At 35.6% G+C, this 19,460-nt stretch carries 14 protein-coding genes; 6 read left to right on the top strand and 8 right to left on the bottom strand.

What is annotated here, in order from left to right; all coding sequences use genetic code 11:
• Position 1 precedes the first annotated feature (1 nt).
• The gene (gene rnr / locus V1503_RS12375; RefSeq protein ID WP_410627290.1) at positions 2 to 2,326 is read right to left on the bottom strand and encodes a ribonuclease R; all 2,325 of its coding nucleotides are present in this window, start codon (positions 2,324 to 2,326) and stop codon (positions 2 to 4) included.
• Between the two features lie 154 nt (positions 2,327 to 2,480).
• Complete coding sequence (locus tag V1503_RS12370; protein WP_410627288.1) at positions 2,481 to 3,227, bottom strand: alpha/beta hydrolase; 747 nt, start codon at positions 3,225 to 3,227, stop codon at positions 2,481 to 2,483.
• Between the two features lie 843 nt (positions 3,228 to 4,070).
• On the opposite strand from V1503_RS12370, the gene V1503_RS12365 reads away from it, so the two are divergent.
• On the top strand, positions 4,071 to 4,913 hold the full coding sequence (locus tag V1503_RS12365) for an SDR family oxidoreductase (RefSeq protein ID WP_410627286.1): 843 nt from the start codon (positions 4,071 to 4,073) through the stop codon (positions 4,911 to 4,913).
• Positions 4,914 to 5,183: 270 nt separating this feature from the next.
• Positions 5,184 to 6,038 (top strand): SDR family oxidoreductase, encoded by an 855-nt coding sequence (locus tag V1503_RS12360; protein ID WP_410627284.1) that lies wholly within the window; start codon positions 5,184 to 5,186, stop codon positions 6,036 to 6,038.
• Between the two features lie 466 nt (positions 6,039 to 6,504).
• On the opposite strand, the gene V1503_RS12355 is transcribed toward V1503_RS12360, so the two are convergent.
• Positions 6,505 to 7,575 carry a cytochrome D1 domain-containing protein gene (locus V1503_RS12355; RefSeq protein WP_410627282.1) on the bottom strand — a complete coding sequence of 357 codons (1,071 nt, stop codon included), beginning with the start codon at positions 7,573 to 7,575 and terminating at the stop codon, positions 6,505 to 6,507.
• A gap of 778 nt (positions 7,576 to 8,353) precedes the next feature.
• Here V1503_RS12355 and V1503_RS12350 point away from each other — a divergent pair.
• Positions 8,354 to 9,472 carry a glycosyltransferase family 4 protein gene (locus V1503_RS12350; RefSeq protein ID WP_410627280.1) on the top strand — a complete coding sequence of 373 codons (1,119 nt, stop codon included), beginning with the start codon at positions 8,354 to 8,356 and terminating at the stop codon, positions 9,470 to 9,472.
• A gap of 1,500 nt (positions 9,473 to 10,972) precedes the next feature.
• Positions 10,973 to 11,581 carry a transporter gene (locus V1503_RS12345; RefSeq protein WP_410627278.1) on the top strand — a complete coding sequence of 203 codons (609 nt, stop codon included), beginning with the start codon at positions 10,973 to 10,975 and terminating at the stop codon, positions 11,579 to 11,581.
• A 273-nt stretch (positions 11,582 to 11,854) separates the two neighbouring features.
• On the opposite strand, the gene secG is transcribed toward V1503_RS12345, so the two are convergent.
• Positions 11,855 to 12,088 (bottom strand): preprotein translocase subunit SecG, encoded by a 234-nt coding sequence (gene secG, locus V1503_RS12340; protein ID WP_214483628.1) that lies wholly within the window; start codon positions 12,086 to 12,088, stop codon positions 11,855 to 11,857.
• Between the two features lie 235 nt (positions 12,089 to 12,323).
• Positions 12,324 to 13,169 (bottom strand): LysR family transcriptional regulator, encoded by an 846-nt coding sequence (locus V1503_RS12335; RefSeq protein WP_410627275.1) that lies wholly within the window; start codon positions 13,167 to 13,169, stop codon positions 12,324 to 12,326.
• A 153-nt stretch (positions 13,170 to 13,322) separates the two neighbouring features.
• On the opposite strand from V1503_RS12335, the gene V1503_RS12330 reads away from it, so the two are divergent.
• Together V1503_RS12330 and V1503_RS12325 are read left to right on the top strand one after the other, a co-directional pair.
• The gene (locus V1503_RS12330) at positions 13,323 to 13,991 is read left to right on the top strand and encodes a type 1 glutamine amidotransferase domain-containing protein (protein ID WP_214483626.1); all 669 of its coding nucleotides are present in this window, start codon (positions 13,323 to 13,325) and stop codon (positions 13,989 to 13,991) included.
• Positions 13,992 to 14,158: 167 nt separating this feature from the next.
• Positions 14,159 to 15,592, top strand: a complete 1,434-nt coding sequence (locus tag V1503_RS12325; RefSeq protein ID WP_410627273.1) for an NAD-dependent succinate-semialdehyde dehydrogenase — start codon at positions 14,159 to 14,161, stop codon at positions 15,590 to 15,592.
• Positions 15,593 to 15,765: 173 nt separating this feature from the next.
• Here the strand turns inward: V1503_RS12325 and eno are convergent, their stop codons facing one another.
• Genes eno through tpiA form a run of 3 tightly spaced genes read right to left on the bottom strand, consistent with a single transcriptional unit; the run spans position 15,766 to position 19,360 of the window.
• A complete protein-coding gene (eno, locus tag V1503_RS12320) occupies positions 15,766 to 17,058 on the bottom strand; it encodes a phosphopyruvate hydratase (protein WP_410627271.1) in 1,293 nt (430 codons plus the stop codon).
• Between the two features lie 12 nt (positions 17,059 to 17,070).
• Positions 17,071 to 18,606 (bottom strand): 2,3-bisphosphoglycerate-independent phosphoglycerate mutase, encoded by a 1,536-nt coding sequence (gene gpmI, locus V1503_RS12315; protein ID WP_410627268.1) that lies wholly within the window; start codon positions 18,604 to 18,606, stop codon positions 17,071 to 17,073.
• Positions 18,599 to 19,360 carry a triose-phosphate isomerase gene (gene tpiA / locus V1503_RS12310; protein ID WP_320257644.1) on the bottom strand — a complete coding sequence of 254 codons (762 nt, stop codon included), beginning with the start codon at positions 19,358 to 19,360 and terminating at the stop codon, positions 18,599 to 18,601. Before tpiA ends, gpmI begins: the two co-directional genes overlap by 8 nt.
• Between the last annotated feature and the right edge of the window lie 100 nt (positions 19,361 to 19,460).

The raw sequence follows: 19,460 nt of genomic DNA, 5'->3' as shown, positions 1-19,460 counted from the left end.
ACTAGCGCTTTTTCTTTTTCTTTTTACGCTTAGCGTTAGGGACATTTTCGTAAAACTTCTTTTTCTTCTTGGTTTTCTTTCCACCATTCTCGCTCTTATCATGCTGTTTGTTCCGAGAAGAATGCGTTTTTTTGCGTCCTTTGCCAGCATGGATGACCTTTGGTACGTCTTTTGAAGTTTTGCGGCGACCTTTCATACCTACTACTTCAAAATCTACTGAACGTTCATCTTTATTTACGTTAATAACTCTTACAGCTATTTCATCCCCAATACGAAATACATTTCCCGTTCGTTCACCTATCATGGCATAGTGGCGTTCATCATAGCGGTAATAGTCATCTGTTAAATAGCTAACATGAACAAGCCCCTCAATTGTATTTGGTAATTCAACAAATACACCAAAATTAGTAACTGAGCTTATAATTCCATCAAACTCTTCACCAATTTTATCTTCCATAAACTCCGTCTTTTTAAGTTCATCCGTTTCACGCTCAGCGTCGACCGCACGTCGTTCCATACTTGATGAATGCTCAGCAATTTCTGGTAGTTTCTCCTGCCAATTTTGTTGAACCTTTTCATCTAATTGACGATTAATTAAATATGTACGTATTAACCTATGAACGATCAAATCCGGATAACGACGAATTGGTGACGTAAAATGAGTATAAAAATCAGTCGATAACCCAAAATGACCAAGGCTTTCTGGGTCGTATTTAGCTTGCTTCATAGAGCGTAGCATAACTGTTGATACAACAACCTCTTCTGGTTGTCCTTGAACTGCCTCAATGATCTCCTGTAAAGCACGAGGATGGATTTCATTTGCTGAACCTTTTACTACATAGCCAAAGTTTGTAATGAACTCTAAAAAGCGATTTAACTTTTCTGGATTAGGATCCTCGTGAATACGATATATAAAAGGTACATTCATCCAATGAAAATGTTCAGCGACAGTTTCATTTGCAAGTAACATAAACTCTTCAATAAGCCTTTCTGCTACTGACCGCTCTCGAAGTACGACATCATAAGGGGCACCTTCTCGATTCACTAGAACTTTTGCCTCTTTAAAATCAAAATCAATTGCCCCACGTTGCATCCTTTTGTTACGTAACAATTCAGCAAGGTCAGCCATATCCTCAAACATAGGCACTAAAGAATCATACTTGTTTCTTAACTCTTCATCCTTATCAGTTAAAATATTGTTTACATCCGTATACGTCATTCGTTCAGTCGTTTTTATGACACTTTGAAATATTTCATGATGAACGACATCACCAGCTTCATTTATTTCCATTTCACATGATAAGGTCAATCGATCTACTTGAGGATTCAAGGAACAAATCCCATTTGAAAGCCGATGTGGAATCATCGGAATCACACGATCGACTAAATAAACGCTCGTTCCTCTTTCATGCGCCTCAATATCAATTTCTGCCCCCTCTTGGACATAATGACTGACATCGGCAATATGTACTCCCAGTTTAAAGTTACCATTCGATAGTTTAGTTACCATAACAGCATCATCTAAGTCCTTAGCATCCGCACCATCAATCGTCACAATAACTTGGTCACGTAAATCACGTCTATCTTTGATGTCATCTTCTGATATAGTATCAGGAACTGAATTTGCTGCTTCTATTACTGCAGATGGGAATTCTTGAGGTAGTCCATGTTTATGAATAATGGAAAGAATATCGACACCCGGGTCATTCTTATGACCTAATATTTCTATAACTTCTCCTTCGGCACTCATTCTACCTTCTGGATAGCTAGTTAAGCGAACGACAACTTTATGTCCTTCAACTGCACCACCAGTCTTCCCTTTCGGAATAAAAATGTCATTTACAATTTTTTTATTATCAGGAATAACAAACCCAAAATATTTGCTTTCCACAAATGTCCCTACAGCTTCCTTAATACCACGATCTAATATTCTTACGATTGACCCTTCTTTTCTTGAGCCAGAAGAATGCGGGTTAATGCGAACAAGGACGACATCGCCATGCATTGCATTTTTTAATTCGTTTGGTGGAATAAAGACGTCATCAAGTGATTTGTCATCAGGAACGACAAACGCAAACCCTTTTGCATGACCTGTTAACGCGCCTCTAACTAGATTCATTTTTTCTGGTAGCCCATAGCGATTGCTTCTTGTTCTAACGACTAGCCCTTGCTCCTCCATTAAGACAAGTGCTTTGACAAATTGCTTAAAATCAGATGAATCTTCTATACCAAACGCTTCCTCTAATTCTTGTACTGTTAATGGCTTATACGCCTCTTCTTTCATAAAAGATAGCAGTTTATCGGTATGTTGCTGGATTTCTTCCATTGTATCTCCCCTCCTTTTTAAAGCATTTTCACACAGCTTGTTTGGAATATTATACTAGACACTCCATAGCAAAGGGTAGTAACCTCATTGAAATACAACAAATTCTTCTACCCTTCTCTTTTTAAACTCGCTTGTATTATTGATTATATAATAATTAGCTATTCCAATCTAAGCTTTCTAAAAAGGTATAAACATCTTCATGCAACTGCTCCCGCTCATTGTCAAGTGTAATCACATGGCCAGATTCCTCATACCATTTCAATTCCTTAATTGGTGATTCTACGCGGTTATAAATAATATTAGCACTGTCTGTATTAATCATGTTGTCATGTCTTGCTTGAACGACAAATGTTGGTGCATAAATTAAATCAACTTGATCTCTAACCCCAGCAATTAACTGCTGTAGTGCTTTTAAGGTCGTCATTGGCGTTTGCTGAAACTGCTGCATTTCTATGTCAATTTGTTCAACAGATTTCCCTTCAAACTTCTTATATTCTCTTGCATAATCAAGTACACCCTCGTACATGACCTCTTCACTCTTAATATACATCGGTGCACACATAGGAACAATTGCTTTTATAGGTACAGTGTAACCTAATTTTAACGAAAATACCCCCCCAAGTGATAGACCTGCTACGGCTATTTCTTCATGTCCTCTATCTTTTAAGTGTTGGTAGGCTTCCATGACGTCCTGCCACCAGTCCTCTGGCCCTGTATGAACGAGCTCCTCTGGAGGAACACCATGTCCTTTATAAATAGGCGCATGACACGTATAGCCTTTCTTTTCTAAAAATCTTCCTAGCATTCTTACATCAGCTGAATTACCTGTAAAGCCATGCAATAATAACACCGCACGTTCGCCTGCTTCAAAGGTAAACGGCTTTGGGACGACTTGTTTCATTGTATATTCTCCTTTTCACGATGCAAAATACTGTTATAGTTTGCTCAAAACCATATAAACGTTATTATAGATCAAATTCACCATTTTCTCACTTAATAAATCTTTATTCATAGTATGTATATCGGACTTAACCATTCATTCATGTAGAATGGAAAAATAACATCATTTTTGTACTTAAAGTTGGAGATTTTCTCCTATAAAATAATTGTCTAATCCAAATGAAACACACTTAAAAAATTGCTGTGTTGAAGCATTATATATCTCTACATTAATGAAAGAATCATTATACTCAGCTGATAACCACTAACAAAAAGCACCTCTAATGTTAACCGGGCAGGGAAGAACTTAAAAGCGTATTACTTTTAGATTGTACGAAAGTATTCTTAGAGAAAATAAATAATACCAGCTCATTAAGTTTTTTGTATATATACACGTGCACAACTAGAATTCATGGCATCTTACCAAACCCCTTTTTCGGTCTAATATAACAAAGGAACAAAATTTACAAAAAGAGCCTATATTAAAAATAGAAATTTTTGTAATAAAAAACATCAATATAGCTTTATGTCAGATTTGCCCCTTCTCCATCTCGACCCTAATCTGTATTTTCGAGAGACCCAGCTGCTGTCATCGGAGACTTTTATATAGCCTGTTTCAGAACTTAAGTTGGGATTATCGTGCTAATAGACATTGAATTTTCAATCAACCCTAATTGTATCGCTATGTGATACGCGAGCTACAAATCTCATATAATTGTAAAATATACGATATAATAACATTTAGATTTCCTAGTCAATATAGGAGTTATCTATAATACTACTATTTCGTGGGGAGTGAATATAAATGGATGAAAAAATCGCGATTGTAACAGGAGCTAACTCAGGAATGGGGTTGGCAACAACCGTTGAAATCGCCAAAACTGGGGCTACAGTTATCATGCTTTGTAGAAATAAAGAACGTGGTAACAAAGCTTTACAGGAAGCGATTGAACAAAGCAATTCAAACAAAATTGATTTAATGCTCTGTGATTTAGGTTCCTTTGAAAGTATTCGTTCATTCGTCAAACAATTTAAAGAAAAATATAATGCTTTGCATATATTAGTGAATAACGCTGGGGTTATCTCTTTAAAAAGGCAAGAAACAGTAGATGGTTATGAGGCACAAATAGGTGTTAACCATCTTGGACATTTTCTGTTAACTAACTTATTGCTAGATGTTATGCAAAACTCTAAGGAAGCTCGAATTGTTAATGTATCTTCTGGAGCTCATAAAATTGGAAAAATACATTTTAACGATATTAACCTAACGAAAAAATATAGGACTTTTAAAAGCTATTCACAATCTAAACTAGCGAATATTTTATTCACTAAAGTGCTAGCTGAAAGATTAAGAGAATCCTCTATTACTGTAAACGCTCTCCATCCTGGCGCAGTAGCTACAAATATTGGTGTCGACCGCAACACAGGTTTCGGTAAGACCGTCGTTGGATTGTTGAAGTATTTTTTCCTGACACCAGCCGAAGGGGCAGCTACTGCTGTTTATCTCGCTACAAGCCCTGAAGTTAAAGGTATAACTGGAGAGTATTTTTATAAAAAGAAGATCACTCCAGTTTCAAAACGAGCTCAAGATAACGAAGCTGCGCATAGGTTATGGAGCTGGAGTGAAACTGCAGTAGAATTAACATAGGATTTTTTATAAATATAGGCCCTTCACGTAAACTTTGTTGCTATATAGATAAAAACGTCGTTTTACTTAACATTCATCGTTTTATAGAAGAATAGATGCCCCAAAGAATTTTTTAGTGTGTTTATTTTTTCGTACAAAAAACAACAGTCTATATGAAAACATCCTAAAAAAATGATAGCTAGGTACTTATAATATTACACTTTCCAATAAATAATTCTCTATCGTCACTTCCATACTATTAATAGCATTATGACGAAGGAGGATTTCCATATGAACCAAAGTAAAATACCTGCACAGCATCAAAATCAGCAACCCGGCCTGGAAAACATGATGGATCCAAAACCAATTTCAGCTCTGCCTTCCTATAAGGCGAGTGGTAAACTAAAAGATAAAGTTGCGATTATTAGCGGTGGGGACAGTGGAATAGGAAGGTCAGTCGCTATACATTTTGCAAAAGAAGGATCACATATTGTTATCATTTATTTGAATGAACATGAAGATGCGACCGAAACAAAAGAACTTGTAGAACACGAAGGTAGCAAATGTCTGTTAATTGATGGTGATATTGGTGACGAATCTTTTTGTATGCAAGCGATAAAGCAAACCATAGAGCTTTTTGGAAAGATTGACATCATTGTAAATAACGCTGCAGAACAGCACCCACAAAGTGGGTTACTTAATATTACCTCAGCACAACTAGAACGAACGTTTAAAACAAATATTTTCTCCTTCTTTTATCTTACAAAGTTTGCATTACCCTATTTACAGCAAGGAAGTGCCATTATTAATACTACTTCTATTACAGCTTATGAAGGAAATGAACAGCTCATCGATTATTCAGCTACAAAAGGTGCAATTGTTGCCTTTACTAGATCATTGGCAAAGTCATTGGTAGGGAAAGGTATTCGTGTAAACGGTGTTGCTCCCGGTCCAATTTGGACCCCTTTAATCCCTTCTACTTTTTCAAGCGGAAAGGTAGCAACATTTGGGAATAATACGCCAATGAAACGCCCTGGGCAGCCATGTGAGGTTGCCCCAGCATATGTATATTTAGCTAGTGATGATTCATCATATATGACTGGTCAAATACTACATATAAACGGTGGAAAGATAGTTAATGGGTAAAAAGAAAAGCTGGATTGCATATACTGGAACCTTAACACATGAAGATGAAGGTGTTTTTCCTTTCGACTCAAGACTACACCACTTTAGGCTGAACATCTAGAATTGTTTAAGCACCTTGGTCACCCTGAAAAAGCACTGGAACTAATTAGGATCTTATTTATAGAAGGTAGAATTAAAAAAACAAAGCAGAAAAGCCGATTCCCTCTGGAATTCGGCTTCTTAGATTAATAACCATAACAAAGCATTTATATATAGGTTACTAAAATATTGCTCAAAACATAAATAAATACGTAATTAGTATCATTACTGAACAGCGCCATTTCATGAATAATATTTTCAACTAGTCCAATAGTAAGCTACGCTTACCTCTTCGAACTATTCAACTTATTAATCATTTTGTCATATAATAATGATTCATTTGCAATACATACTTTTCCAAATAACTAACATCTTTGTAAATTGAAAGTTATTTAGGCGTAAATGCGACAGCCCTAGGATTTATCCCCACTTGCACAGTAGTTAGCACACTATGTGTCTTCGTGTCTATAACAGACACGTCCCCTGATCCATTGTTTATGACATAAGCATGCTTTCCAGCTGGTGTTATCGCTATATCAACTGGACCCATCCCCACTGGTACGGTAGCTATTACGGAGTGTGTCTTTATATCGATGACTGTCGTAAACATACCTAGCAACGGCTCTGTCCCAAAAACCTCTGTGTTCGTGACATAAGCGAGTTTGCCATCTGGAGTAAAAGCAACTGAAGCAGCTGCACCTCCCGTATCTACGGTCGCAAGCACACTGTGGGTCTTCGTATCGATAACCGATACATTTCTAGATCCATTGTTTGGGACATAGGCGAGTTTGCCATCCGGTGTTATTGCTACATCAAATGGATTCGATCCCACTGGTACGGTAGCTATTATAGAGTGTGTCTTTGTATCGATGACTGTCGTGAACATACCAAACACTGTTCCTATAAACGATGCGTTTGTAACATAAGCGAGTTTGCCATCTGGAGTAAAAGTAACTGAAGCAGCTGCACCACCCGTATTCACAGTAGCAAGCACACTGTGGGTCTTTGTATCGATGACTGACACGTTTCTTGAGTCATTATTTGTGACATAAGCAAGCTTTCCATCCGGTGTTATTGCTACATCAAATGGATTCGATCCCACTGGTACGGTAGCTATTATGGAGTGTGTCTTTGTATCGATGACTGTCGTGAACATACCAAACACTGTTCCCATAAACGATGCGTTTGTAACATAAGCGAGTTTGCCATCTGGAGTAAAGGTGACATTAGCAGGAGTGCCAGCGGTATCCACGGTAGCAAGCACACTGTGGGTCTTCGTATCGATAACTGACACGTTCATTGAGGCATTATTTGTAACATATGCAAGCTTTCCATCCGGTGTTATTGCTACATCAAATGGATCACTTTCCACATCCACGGTAGTAATGACACTGTGGGTCTTCGTATCAATGACCGACACAGTTCCTGATCCTTGATTTGTGACATATGCAAGTGTCATAAAAAAAACACCTTCTTTCGAATAATTGAGGATCAAAACGATTTTATCTATAGGAGTGCTACGAATTAAACATAATTTAATAATTATATATAATATCCATATCTCAGATACCATAAAACTTCTTATGTTTGATGAAGAAGGATTTCTTCTGTAACTCCTTACTACTTGACGTGTAGAAAAACATGTTTCGCTATCGGGGGCACATACAAAAAGACTTTTCCAAAACAACTCTTCGTTAATAACCACTAGCCATCCTTAAATTACTCTTAATATAGTATATGTGTGTCTGTCGATGTTGTAGAACCACCAATAAGCATACATAATATTGGATTCCCAGCATATTTACTTCTGTAAAAAGACTTCTAAAATTCCCCCCTCAGAAAGTATTAACTTTTCTCCCGAGCTTTATTTAATATAAACCACAATGAAAAAGATGCATATTATCCTTAAATGAGTGATCATCTGTAGTGTTAGATGGAATTAATGATTAAGGTTCTTATTTATGTTAATTATTCATATTCATTCTTTAACTAAAAGACTTTATATATATATCTATTTATTTTCCCATAATTATCTCAGTTTCATTACTTGGATATAAGCCTCCTAAATCTCTAGTAGGATTGGGTCGGTGTAGAGTCTTTACCTGACTCATCGTTGGTGTAGTTAAATTGAACAAAATCACTGATGGTGTCTAGCTCTTTCATATTATAGAAAGCTATTATTAATTCTAGATAAGGTAGGTAAATATTTATAAATAGGATAAAGGGGTGATTAACTATTGCTAAAAATAGGATTAGACTCAAGGGTGTTAGATTGTCAACATAGAGCCGGTGTAGCAAGGTATACTCATAATGTAATTAATGAAATAGTAAAAGATTATGAGGACCAGTTTTATTTGCTAGGTGGACCTGCTGATCATTTAAATCACTTAAATAGAATTAGTATCGATTTACCCAACTATAATTTTGAGTATGCCAATAAAAGCATAGAATTAGCAGGGAATTCATCTGATTTGGATTTAATATTTTCTCCTTTTTATCCAATTCCAGAACAACGAAATTTCAAAGCAGTATTAACAATTCATGACTTAATTCCATTAAAGCTAGAGGAGTTTTATAAAAATACGCTAATTCATCAATTAATGGATGAATTTATTCGTAAAACAGTGGAACATGTTGAACATATCATTGCAGTGTCAAATCATACTAAACATGATATTATCGAGTTATTTTCTGTTGAGGAAGAACGAATTACTGTTATATATCCAGGACTTGATAATATTTTTTTGTCAGAACAAGAAGTCGAAAGCACATCTAAAAGCCAAGCTATACTGAATAAGTACAATATAAATAAACCATATATTTTATCAGTCTGTTCGTTCGAATTTAGAAAGAATCTCCAACGAATTTTAAATGCTTATGAACAATTAAGAGAAGCTCATAACGATAATATTGGATTAGTGTTAGTTGGAGGAGGGTTGTGGCCTTATGGTGAGTTATTCACTAATATAAGACACAGTAAATATTTTAATGACATCGTTATTACAGGTTACATTCCTGATGAACACCTCCCAACCCTTTATAAAAATGCTGAAACTTTTGTTTACCCTTCATTATATGAAGGTTTTGGATTTCCAGTTATCGAAGCAATGGCTTGTGGTACTCCAGTCGTGACATCAAATGGATCTTCATTATGTGAAGTAGGCGGTGAACTAGCTGTTTATTGTGATCCCTATAAAGTTGATTCTATCGTTAGTGCGCTAGAGGAGACACTATTTAAAGCTAATAATTATAAAGAAGCAACATCATTTAAAAATTGGGCTAGACAATTTTCATGGAAAAAAGCTGGGGAACAGACTAGAGAATTGTTATTTACAACTGTAAATAGTATTAAGTAACACTCTTAATTACTTATATTAAATAAGTATTAGGAATGGAGGAATAATCCCAATTATAATCTAAAGTCATTCGACAATGATCAAATGAGCTTATCTCTTCCATTAAGTTCTCCTATTTATTATATAAATAATATATCAATACTTCTAAATACTATATGGACAATTCTCTTCTTTATTAACAACTATTTATCGTTGCTTACAGAACTAGAAAAAAATGATTATAACTTTTACCACTCTGCTAAACACTATGTGATAGATTGCTATTCGCTATGTTTCTTTAATAAGGATAAAGTATAATTGTAATTTTATGTTAAAATAATTATGGGGATGGTGAAGGGCTGTTAAATTAACGAAACAAAGTTATGTTTAAGACTATGGAGTAATAAGGTTGGTGAAAAACTATTAAAAAGATTTTACTCCCAGTGATTTATGTAAGTGAATGGGTATTATTTTTGTATATACTAATTTTTGTCTTTATGTTCAATATGATATATTACGCTAATATAATTCTGATTGATATGCCTTGGGAAGAGCCTATTGTATTGCCATTTATGAAATCATTAATCTTTGTATTAGTAGTAGGCATAGTTAGCTTTATATATATCAAATATCTAATAGGTAGTGCGTTATACATAAAAATTAAAGGAGTTATTTGGGGGTTATTATTCAGTTCGAATCTTCTAAGTTGTCTTCTTTGGTTTAGTTTAAGCTTTGTCTTTAATTTGTCTTATCATGAACGGATTTTACTAATAATAGCTATGTTAGTAAGTGCAATATTAACAATTCAAATTGTCTTTAAATATCGAAAAACTACAGTGACATAATCCACTTAAAGTAGGTTGTTATACTCCCCTTCACTTATCAGATCTCACGGTCTTGATTCAAGTGGGGTATTCTGACCGTAAAATGATAAAATCTCTCTTAGCTAGTAAAATGTAATACATTTAAGGCGTAGATACTAATAATAGATTCGGACATAAGGATATAGTTATAAAGTCACCACAAAAAATCTACGATTATATTTTGGAGGTTATGGACAGATAATTCTACCAGTATAGAGGAAAATAGTAGATTTTTTTCGCGAAAGGAAGAGGAGAGAAAAAGACCATTCATAGGATCATTTTTTTATAGCGAGATTCATAGACATATTACAAGAACAATTGAGAAAATAAAAAGGAAGAACCTGTGCAAACAAGAAGAACTGAGTGCTGATCAATATAACCCAACTTTTTTTAATTCACTAAAATGGGCTTTCTAAGAGTGGTCAGCTCTGAGGGAATCGTCTATTGTGTAAGACCGTGAGTTCTATAGACACTTGCGGTCTTTCTTATTTTATGCAGATATTGCTTTTCTATATCATAAATGTTTGGAAACGTACATTTCCACCACCTGGTAACTTGTAAGATGTTACGATAGATATTGAAAAATTTCTTTAATTACAAACTGTTCGTCGTTATTCAGTTTTTTGACTGATAAAGGAATAAAAGGGGTAAGTGTATTGTGAAGATCTTATATGAGTTAATTATGATAAGCTTAGTAATTTTAATCATACTTACTTTTTGGATAGAAAATTCTTTTAATTCCATTATAAGTTGGGTAGTTTGGGTTGTGTTTTTCTTAGATTTCATTTGTAGATTAATTTTTGTGAAAAACAAATGGGAATTCATAAAAAATAACCCCTTACTCATCGTTGCAATTATTCCATTTGATCAATTTTTTCAATTGGCCCGCCTTGTAAGAATCATTTATTTATTTAGGATTAAGACCATTACAAAATATTATGTACAGCCATTGGTTCAACGGATATCTAATTTATCAAAATTACTTATTATCTTAGCCTTATTGATAATATTTTCTGTAGAAGCACTGCTATTATGGCAACTAGAGAGCAATATTATATCTTTTTGGCATTCTTTTTACTTTGTGATAGGGCAATTGATGTTTTTTGGACGTGATATATATCAGGTAAATCACACTGTAAGTTATATTTGTGTAACTTTTAATTCAATAGTCGGAGTAGTCATTCACGGGTTGGTGATTCAGTGGTTTTTCAATAGAATTGAACCCTTTTATTTGAAATTTACTAGGATCCAACGCAAAGGTGAATAATTTGGTAAAACTACTCGTCTCTCTATCGTTCGTCTTTTCTAGGGGCAGTTTGAATTGAATAAGACAATACTCATAATGAAAAACGCTTGAATTAATATTCAAGCGTTTTTTTGTGTCATCTTATATACGATAATTTACGTTACCGTTTATTATACGTTTGTATTTATTTCATCAGGTTATCTGAACCGCCTAGAGAAAAACCCTGAGCATGATAGTACATTAATGAAATAATAATATTGCTTGTAAGCTTTTTTTATTTAGCTATGTTGACCCTTAAAGACCCATATATGCTAATACAATTGTTAACACGAAAAATAATACAGACAAAATAATCGTTAAGTTTTGTAAAACAGCATCTAATCCTCTTGCCTTTTGCTTTCCAAAAAGCTGCTCGGCTCCACCAGAAATCGCACCTGATAATCCTGCGCTTTTCCCTGATTGTAAAAGAACTACCGTAATGAGAGCTAGACAATCTATCACTAATAATGTCACAAATAATGTAGACATATGATACACCTCCAGAAAATCGTACTATTCACTTATTATAATTTAGCATATCTTAAAACTACAGACAAGTCCTTTTCAGGTAGTGACAGTATTTCAAGCACTACCGTAACAGATTATTTGTACTATTTGTTATTCCAGCTGTACCTATACTTATTTATTATGAGGAGATGTTTAATAATCTTTCGCTGCCACCCAATGTCTCTTGCACTATGGCATTTATAGTATTCAAGTAGAGTTACCTTAGCATTGAAACTAATTTATTCCCGATGGCTTCGTCATTTGCTATTAGAGAAACATGACGTGATATATTAAAATCTTGAATTTCGATAGCTTTAACATTCTCTGAACTATTTTGTATAAATATTTCTGGAAGAATGGACATACCAAGGTTTGCTTCAACAAAACCTAATATACTTTGACCAAATTCAATTTCTGAGGCAACCTTTAAAGTAGAGCCCTTTGACGCAAATTCTTTGTCAACGAGCATTCTAGCATCGCATGTAGAGGGAAGTACAACAAATGATTCATCCTTTATTTCATGAAAGGAAATAGAGGTTTGGTTAGCATAAATCGGATGATTGGCATTTATAAATAAGAAAAAGCGTTCTGAAAATAAAAACTTAGAGTAATAAGAATGTTTGATTTCTCGATCATCAAATAATGCAACGTCTATTAACCCCTTCTCTAGCCCCGATAATAATTCCAAAAAGCTATGAGAAATTTTTACTCTGAATTGATCATTGAACTTATGCTTAGCAAATTTATATGGAAGATAAGACGTTGCTATACTCGGCCAGGATCCTATTGTAATATCACCAATTCCTTGACTTAGATTAATTTCTTTACGTACAGAATTGACTTCCTTTAAGATATTTTTACTGCTTTTTAATAATATTTCACCAGCTTGAGTTAATCGAACACCCGTAGAAGAGCGAATAAATAAACTAGCGCCTAAATCTATCTCAAGATTTCTTATTTGTTTACTTAAAGCAGGTTGACTCATGTGTAATAATTCACTCGATTTAGTCAAACTTTTCGTTTCTGCAGTTATTTGAAATGCTTCTAACCATTCAATTTTCATGTATTTCACCTTTATAACTTTCTGTTATTCCCATCTAACATAATGGAAGTACATAATCTTATATATTGATGATAACCTATAGAAGTAACGAAGACAATTTTCCAATAAGAACAATACTACATCAATAATTATTATAATTAGGAGGTATATACATTGGCAAATATATTAATGGTTATATCAAATGGAATAGCAGTAAAATCATATCGAACAGGTTATTGGTCTGAGGAATTTCATGTTCCATTAAATGTATTAGAAGCAGCAGGTCATACTGTGTCAATTGCTTCACCAAAAGGCGGAGATGGGATGGTTGATCAGTTTTCTTTAAATGATGAAACAGACCCAGACGGGAAATCAAGAGAGTTTGAAAAGCTTGGGCGTTGGAAGGATACGTTACGTTTAGCTGACTTACAAGGAAAAGATTACGATGTCATATTATTTGTCGGAGGACATGGACCCATGTTCGATGTTTCCTACGATCCACATGCTCATCGTTTAATAAATGAAATTTATGATAATAAAGGCATCGTTGCAGCAGAGTGTCATGCACCTTCTGTGTTAGCTTTCACTTATAGAGAAGACGGTAAATCAATCATCGATGGGAAAAAGGTTACTGCTTTTCCAGATGCCTATGAACCAAAGGAAGTAATAGAATTTCTACCATATAGTGTAGAGCAAGAGCTGGCTAAAGTAGGCACATATGTCGGCAAATTAGACCAGCCAGCATTATCGATCTGGGCAGATGATCAAATTATTACGAGCCGTGACCCTGCATCATCGGAAAGTATCGCTCAAGAAATTGTAAAAGCATTAAAGAAAGATTAATTATATTGACAGCTGGCACATGAAGAATTTCAATTTGTGTTTCAGCTGTTTTCTTTTCTGAAGATTTGACTACGGAAAAATGCAAGTCTGTTCGAACGGTAAACTTATTTAAGTATACTTTCACACTTAATAACAGACTAAGATAAACAAATAAAAGGGTGGGACAGATGTTTATTAAGCAAAATTTTATAAACGGTCAGTGGATAGCATCAGAAGATGTTATTGCTATCAAAAACCCGGCAACGAAAGCAATAATAGGAGAAGTTTCAAATGGCGGGCATACAGAAGCAGTTCTAGCTATTGAAGCAGCATCAAAAGCCTTTGCTTTATGGTCGAAAAAGACTGCAAGGTATAGAAGTCAACTTCTTTATCAATGGTATCAATTAATTAAAGAGAATCAAGATGAACTAGCTCGGATCATAACGATTGAGCAAGGAAAACCACTAAAGGAAGCTTTAGCAGAGATCAAATATGCAAATGAGTATGTGTTATGGTATGCAGAGGAAGCGAAACGAAATTATGGTAATACGATTCCAGCCTCTACAACTAATAAACATATTATAGTAAAAAAAGAGCCAGTAGGAGTAGTTGCTGCTATTACACCTTGGAATTTCCCTGCTGCAATGATTACTAGGAAACTTGCCCCAGCATTAGCAGCTGGATGTACCGTCGTTGTAAAGCCCTCAGAAGAAACGCCTTTTACCGCTTTAAAGTTAATACAATTAGCAGAAAAAGCTAATTTCCCTAGCGGCGTAATAAATATCGTAACAGGTAATGCTAAACAAATTGGCGATGCTTGGTTACGAGATAAGCGGGTTAGAAAATTAAGTTTTACTGGATCAACACCTGTAGGAAAACTTCTAATGAAAGAAGCAGCTGATTCTGTAAAAAAATTATCTCTCGAACTAGGGGGACATGCACCATTCATTGTCACAGCACAGGCAGACATCGATAGAGCTGTTGAAGGAGCCATTCAATCTAAATTCCGCAATGCAGGTCAAGCGTGTGTTGCATCTAACCGATTCTACATTCATGAAGATGTGATAGAAAGCTTTACAGCTAGATTAGTAGAACGTACTTCACGTTTAACCTTGGGAAATGGGTTGAACAATAACATTGATATAGGACCCCTCATTAATGAGAAGGCTATAGCAAAAGTTATGTATCATATTGAAGATGCTGTAGAGAAAGGTGCGTCTATTTTAACAGGCGGGAAAAAGGTCTCGGAAGAAAAAGGTCATTATTTTCAGCCTACTGTCGTTGGAAATGTGACAGATGATATGGTCTGTATGCAGGACGAAACGTTTGGACCGTTAGCCCCTATTACCTCTTTTAAAACGATTGAGGAAGTAGAGAACAGGGCAAATAGCAGTCAATATGGTCTTGCTGCATATGTATTCACAACTAGTTTAGATGAAGCTACATTTTTCATGAACAATTTAGAGTATGGAGTAATAGGTGTAAATGACGGACTCCCATCAGCTGCGCAAGCTCCTTTTGGCGGTTATAAAGAAAGTGGATTAGGTAGAGAAGGCGGGTACTTTGGAATAGAAGAATATTTAGAGCAGAAGTATATCTCTGTTGACTCCTTTACGCAATAAGCCGTGATTCAAAATACAAAGCTATGGGTATAGAAGGAAAAAGTTATAGTATTTGTCTAACCAACCATATCACGAATAGTCTAATTAAGAGTTACAGAAAGATAATAATAATCCTTTAAGAAATACTAACCAAAACTAAAAAGACCTCACATTACATGAGGTCTTCAATAATGTTATTTCTTTAAGTTATAGAATGATGCTAAACCATCAAAGCGTGCTGTTTCTTGTAATTGATCTTCGATGCGTAACAATTGATTATACTTCGCAACACGATCTGTACGTGATGGAGCACCAGTTTTGATTTGTCCTGCATTTGTTGCAACAGCGATATCAGCAATCGTGCTATCTTCAGTTTCACCTGAACGGTGAGAAATTACAGCCGTATAGCCCGCACGTTTTGCCATTTCAATTGCATCAAATGTTTCAGTTAATGTACCAATTTGGTTCACTTTAATAAGGATTGAATTACTAATTCCTTTTTCAATTCCTTCTTCAAGCTTTTTCGTATTTGTTACAAATAAATCGTCACCTACTAATTGAACTTTGTGTCCGATACGTTCTGTTAGTAGCTTATGACCTTCCCAGTCATTTTCATCTAATCCATCTTCAATTGAGATGATAGGATACTTTTCAACAAGCTCCTCATAGAATGAAACCATTTCTTCAGACGTTTTCACAACGCCTTCACCTTCTAAATGGTATTTGCCATCATCTTTGTTGTATAACTCAGATGAAGCTACATCCATTGCTAACATAATTTGTTCGCCTGGTTTATAGCCTGCTTTTTCAATAGCTTCAATAATTGTTTGTAACGCTTCTTCATTTGAGCTTAGGTTTGGTGCAAATCCACCTTCATCACCTACAGCTGTATTATACCCTTTTGCTTTAAGAACAGATTTTAAACTATGGAATATTTCTGTACCCATACGAAGTGCTTCCTTGAAGTTTTGTGCACCTACAGGCATAACCATGAATTCTTGAATATCTACATTATTATCTGCATGCTCTCCACCGTTTACGATATTCATCATAGGAACAGGTAATGTTTTTGCGTTAAATCCACCTAAATATTGGTATAGTGGAATCTCTAAGAAATCAGCCGCAGCACGTGCAACTGCCATTGATACACCTAAAATTGCATTTGCACCTAAATTACCTTTGTTTTCTGTCCCATCTAATGCCATTAACGCTTTGTCAATTGCTACTTGATCAGTCACGTCAAAGCCTACCATTTTTGGAGCGATGATTTCATTTACATTATTTACTGCTTGGATAACTCCTTTACCTAAATAACGATCTTTATCACCATCACGTAATTCCACAGCTTCATATTCTCCAGTTGATGCACCACTTGGTACTAATGCACGTCCAAATGCACCAGATTCAGTATATACTTCTACTTCAACTGTTGGGTTTCCACGAGAATCTAATACTTCACGACCATAAACGTCTACAATGATTGACATAATTATCTCTCCTTATTCGTTAATTAATGATTTTCCAGTCATTTCACTTGGTTGCTTTACATTTAATAATTGTAGCATTGTAGGTGCTAAATCACCTAATTTACCCTTATCTCTTAACTCAATTCCGTTTTTTGTTACGATTACTGGAACCGGGTTTGTCGTATGTGCAGTCATTGGCTTTCCTTCTAAAGTTACCACTTCATCTGAATTTCCATGGTCAGCGGTAATAATAGCTGTTCCGCCTTTGGCTTCAATTGCATCAACTATTTTTCCTAAACATTCATCCACTACTTCTATCGCCTTAATGGTTGGTTCTAGCATTCCGGAATGCCCAACCATATCAGGATTGGCATAGTTTAGAATAATTGCATCGTGCTTATCTGCGTCAATTTCCTTTAACAACGCATCAGTCACTTCATATGCACTCATTTCTGGCTTTAAATCATACGTTGCTACCTTAGGTGAATCAATTAAAATCCGTTCTTCACCAGGGAATTCTTCTTCACGACCACCGCTCATAAAGAAGGTGACATGCGGATACTTTTCAGTTTCTGCAATCCTTAATTGCTTTAAGCCATTTTGTGATAGGACTTCACCAATTGTGTTGTCTAAATTTACTGGTTTAAAGGCTACGTATCCTTTTACCGTTTCACTAAAATGTGTTAGACAAACAAAATGTAAGTTTTTCGGATGCTTTGGTCCTCTGTCAAACGAACGAAAATCTTCATTCGTGAAAGTATTTGAAATTTGTATTGCTCTGTCTGGCCTGAAATTATAGAAGATCACCGCATCATCATCTTGGATGGTTGCTACTGGTGAGCCATCATCTTTGACAATAACTGAAGGTAACACGAATTCATCATAAATGCCGTTCGCATAAGAATCGTCTACACATTCAATCGCACTTTGATACGTCGGTCCCTCGCCATAAACCATGGAGCGATAAGATTTTTCTACACGGTCCCATCTTTTGTCCCTGTCCATTGAATAATAACGTCCAGAAATTGTAGCAATTTCTCCTACACCAATCTCAGCAATTTTTTCATTAAGACTATGAATGTAGGTTTTCGCTGTTTGCGGACCAACATCGCGACCATCTAGGAAACCATGAACATAAACCTTTTCTACACCTTCACTTGCAGCTAGTTTTAACAACGCGTACAAATGTTGTATATGGCTATGAACACCCCCATCAGATAATAAGCCAAAAATATGGAGGTTTGAACCTTTTTTCTTCGCATGATCCATCGCATTTAAGAAAGTATTATTACTCTCAAATTCACCTTCACGAATGGCTACGTTGACACGTGTTAAGCTTTGGTAAACAATTCGACCAGCACCAATATTTAAATGTCCAACTTCTGAGTTACCCATTTGACCCTCTGGAAGTCCTACTGCTTCCCCACTTGCTGTTAATGTTGCATGAGGATAGCTACTCCAATACCGATCAAAATTAGGCTTCTTTGCATGGGCTACAGCATTCCCTTTCGTTTCATCACGAAATGCAAAGCCATCTAAAATAATAAGTGCTACTGGTTTTTTACTCATGATTTGCTGCCCCCAAGAGCTGCAGGAAAGACTTAGGCTCTAGGCTTGCTCCACCGACGAGCGCACCGTCAATATGAGGTTGTGCCATATACTCGTTAATGTTCTCAGGCTTTACACTTCCACCGTATTGAATACGTGTTTCATCTGCCACCTCTTGAGAAAATTGCTCAGCGATAACTGAACGAATATGTTCACAAACTGCATTGGCATCTGCTGATGTAGATGACTTACCAGTACCGATTGCCCAAATTGGTTCATATGCTATAACAGTTTGTTTTGCTTGTTCAGATGTTAAACCATCCAACGCTTTTCTCACTTGATCAGCTACAAGGTCATTCGTTTGACCAGCTTCACGTTGCTCTAATGTTTCACCACAGCAAACAATAGGAGTAAGTTGATGATCAAAAGCTGCTTTTGTTTTTTTGTTTACAGTTTCGTCAGTTTCAGCAAACATCTCTCTACGTTCAGAATGTCCAATAATTACATAGCTTACTCGCAAATCTTCAAGTGCAACTGGGCTAATTTCTCCAGTAAAAGCACCACTGTTTTCGAAGTGCATATTTTGTGCACCGATTTTTAAATCAGTACTTGTAGTACTTGCCACTAACTTTTCTAAGAATAATGCTGGAGCACAAACGACTGAGTCAACTTTGCTAGGAGCAGGCACAAGCCCTTTCACTTCATCAACAAAGCTTACTGCTTCTGAAAGTACTTTATTCATTTTCCAGTTCCCAGCGATGATTGGTTTACGCATCGTACAACATTCCTTTCATTCTAGAGGATGTTCAAGAAGTTTCAATCGTTCTTGAACAAGCATTTATTGGGAAATTACTATAAGGTCGTGTTCAAAAAGG

The organism is Nanhaiella sioensis, from assembly GCF_046557775.1.
Classification (GTDB): Bacteria; Bacillota; Bacilli; order Bacillales; family SM2101; genus Nanhaiella; species Nanhaiella sioensis.
Note: the sequence above shows the minus strand (reverse complement) of the source record. Positions and strands in the feature narration are given on the sequence as shown.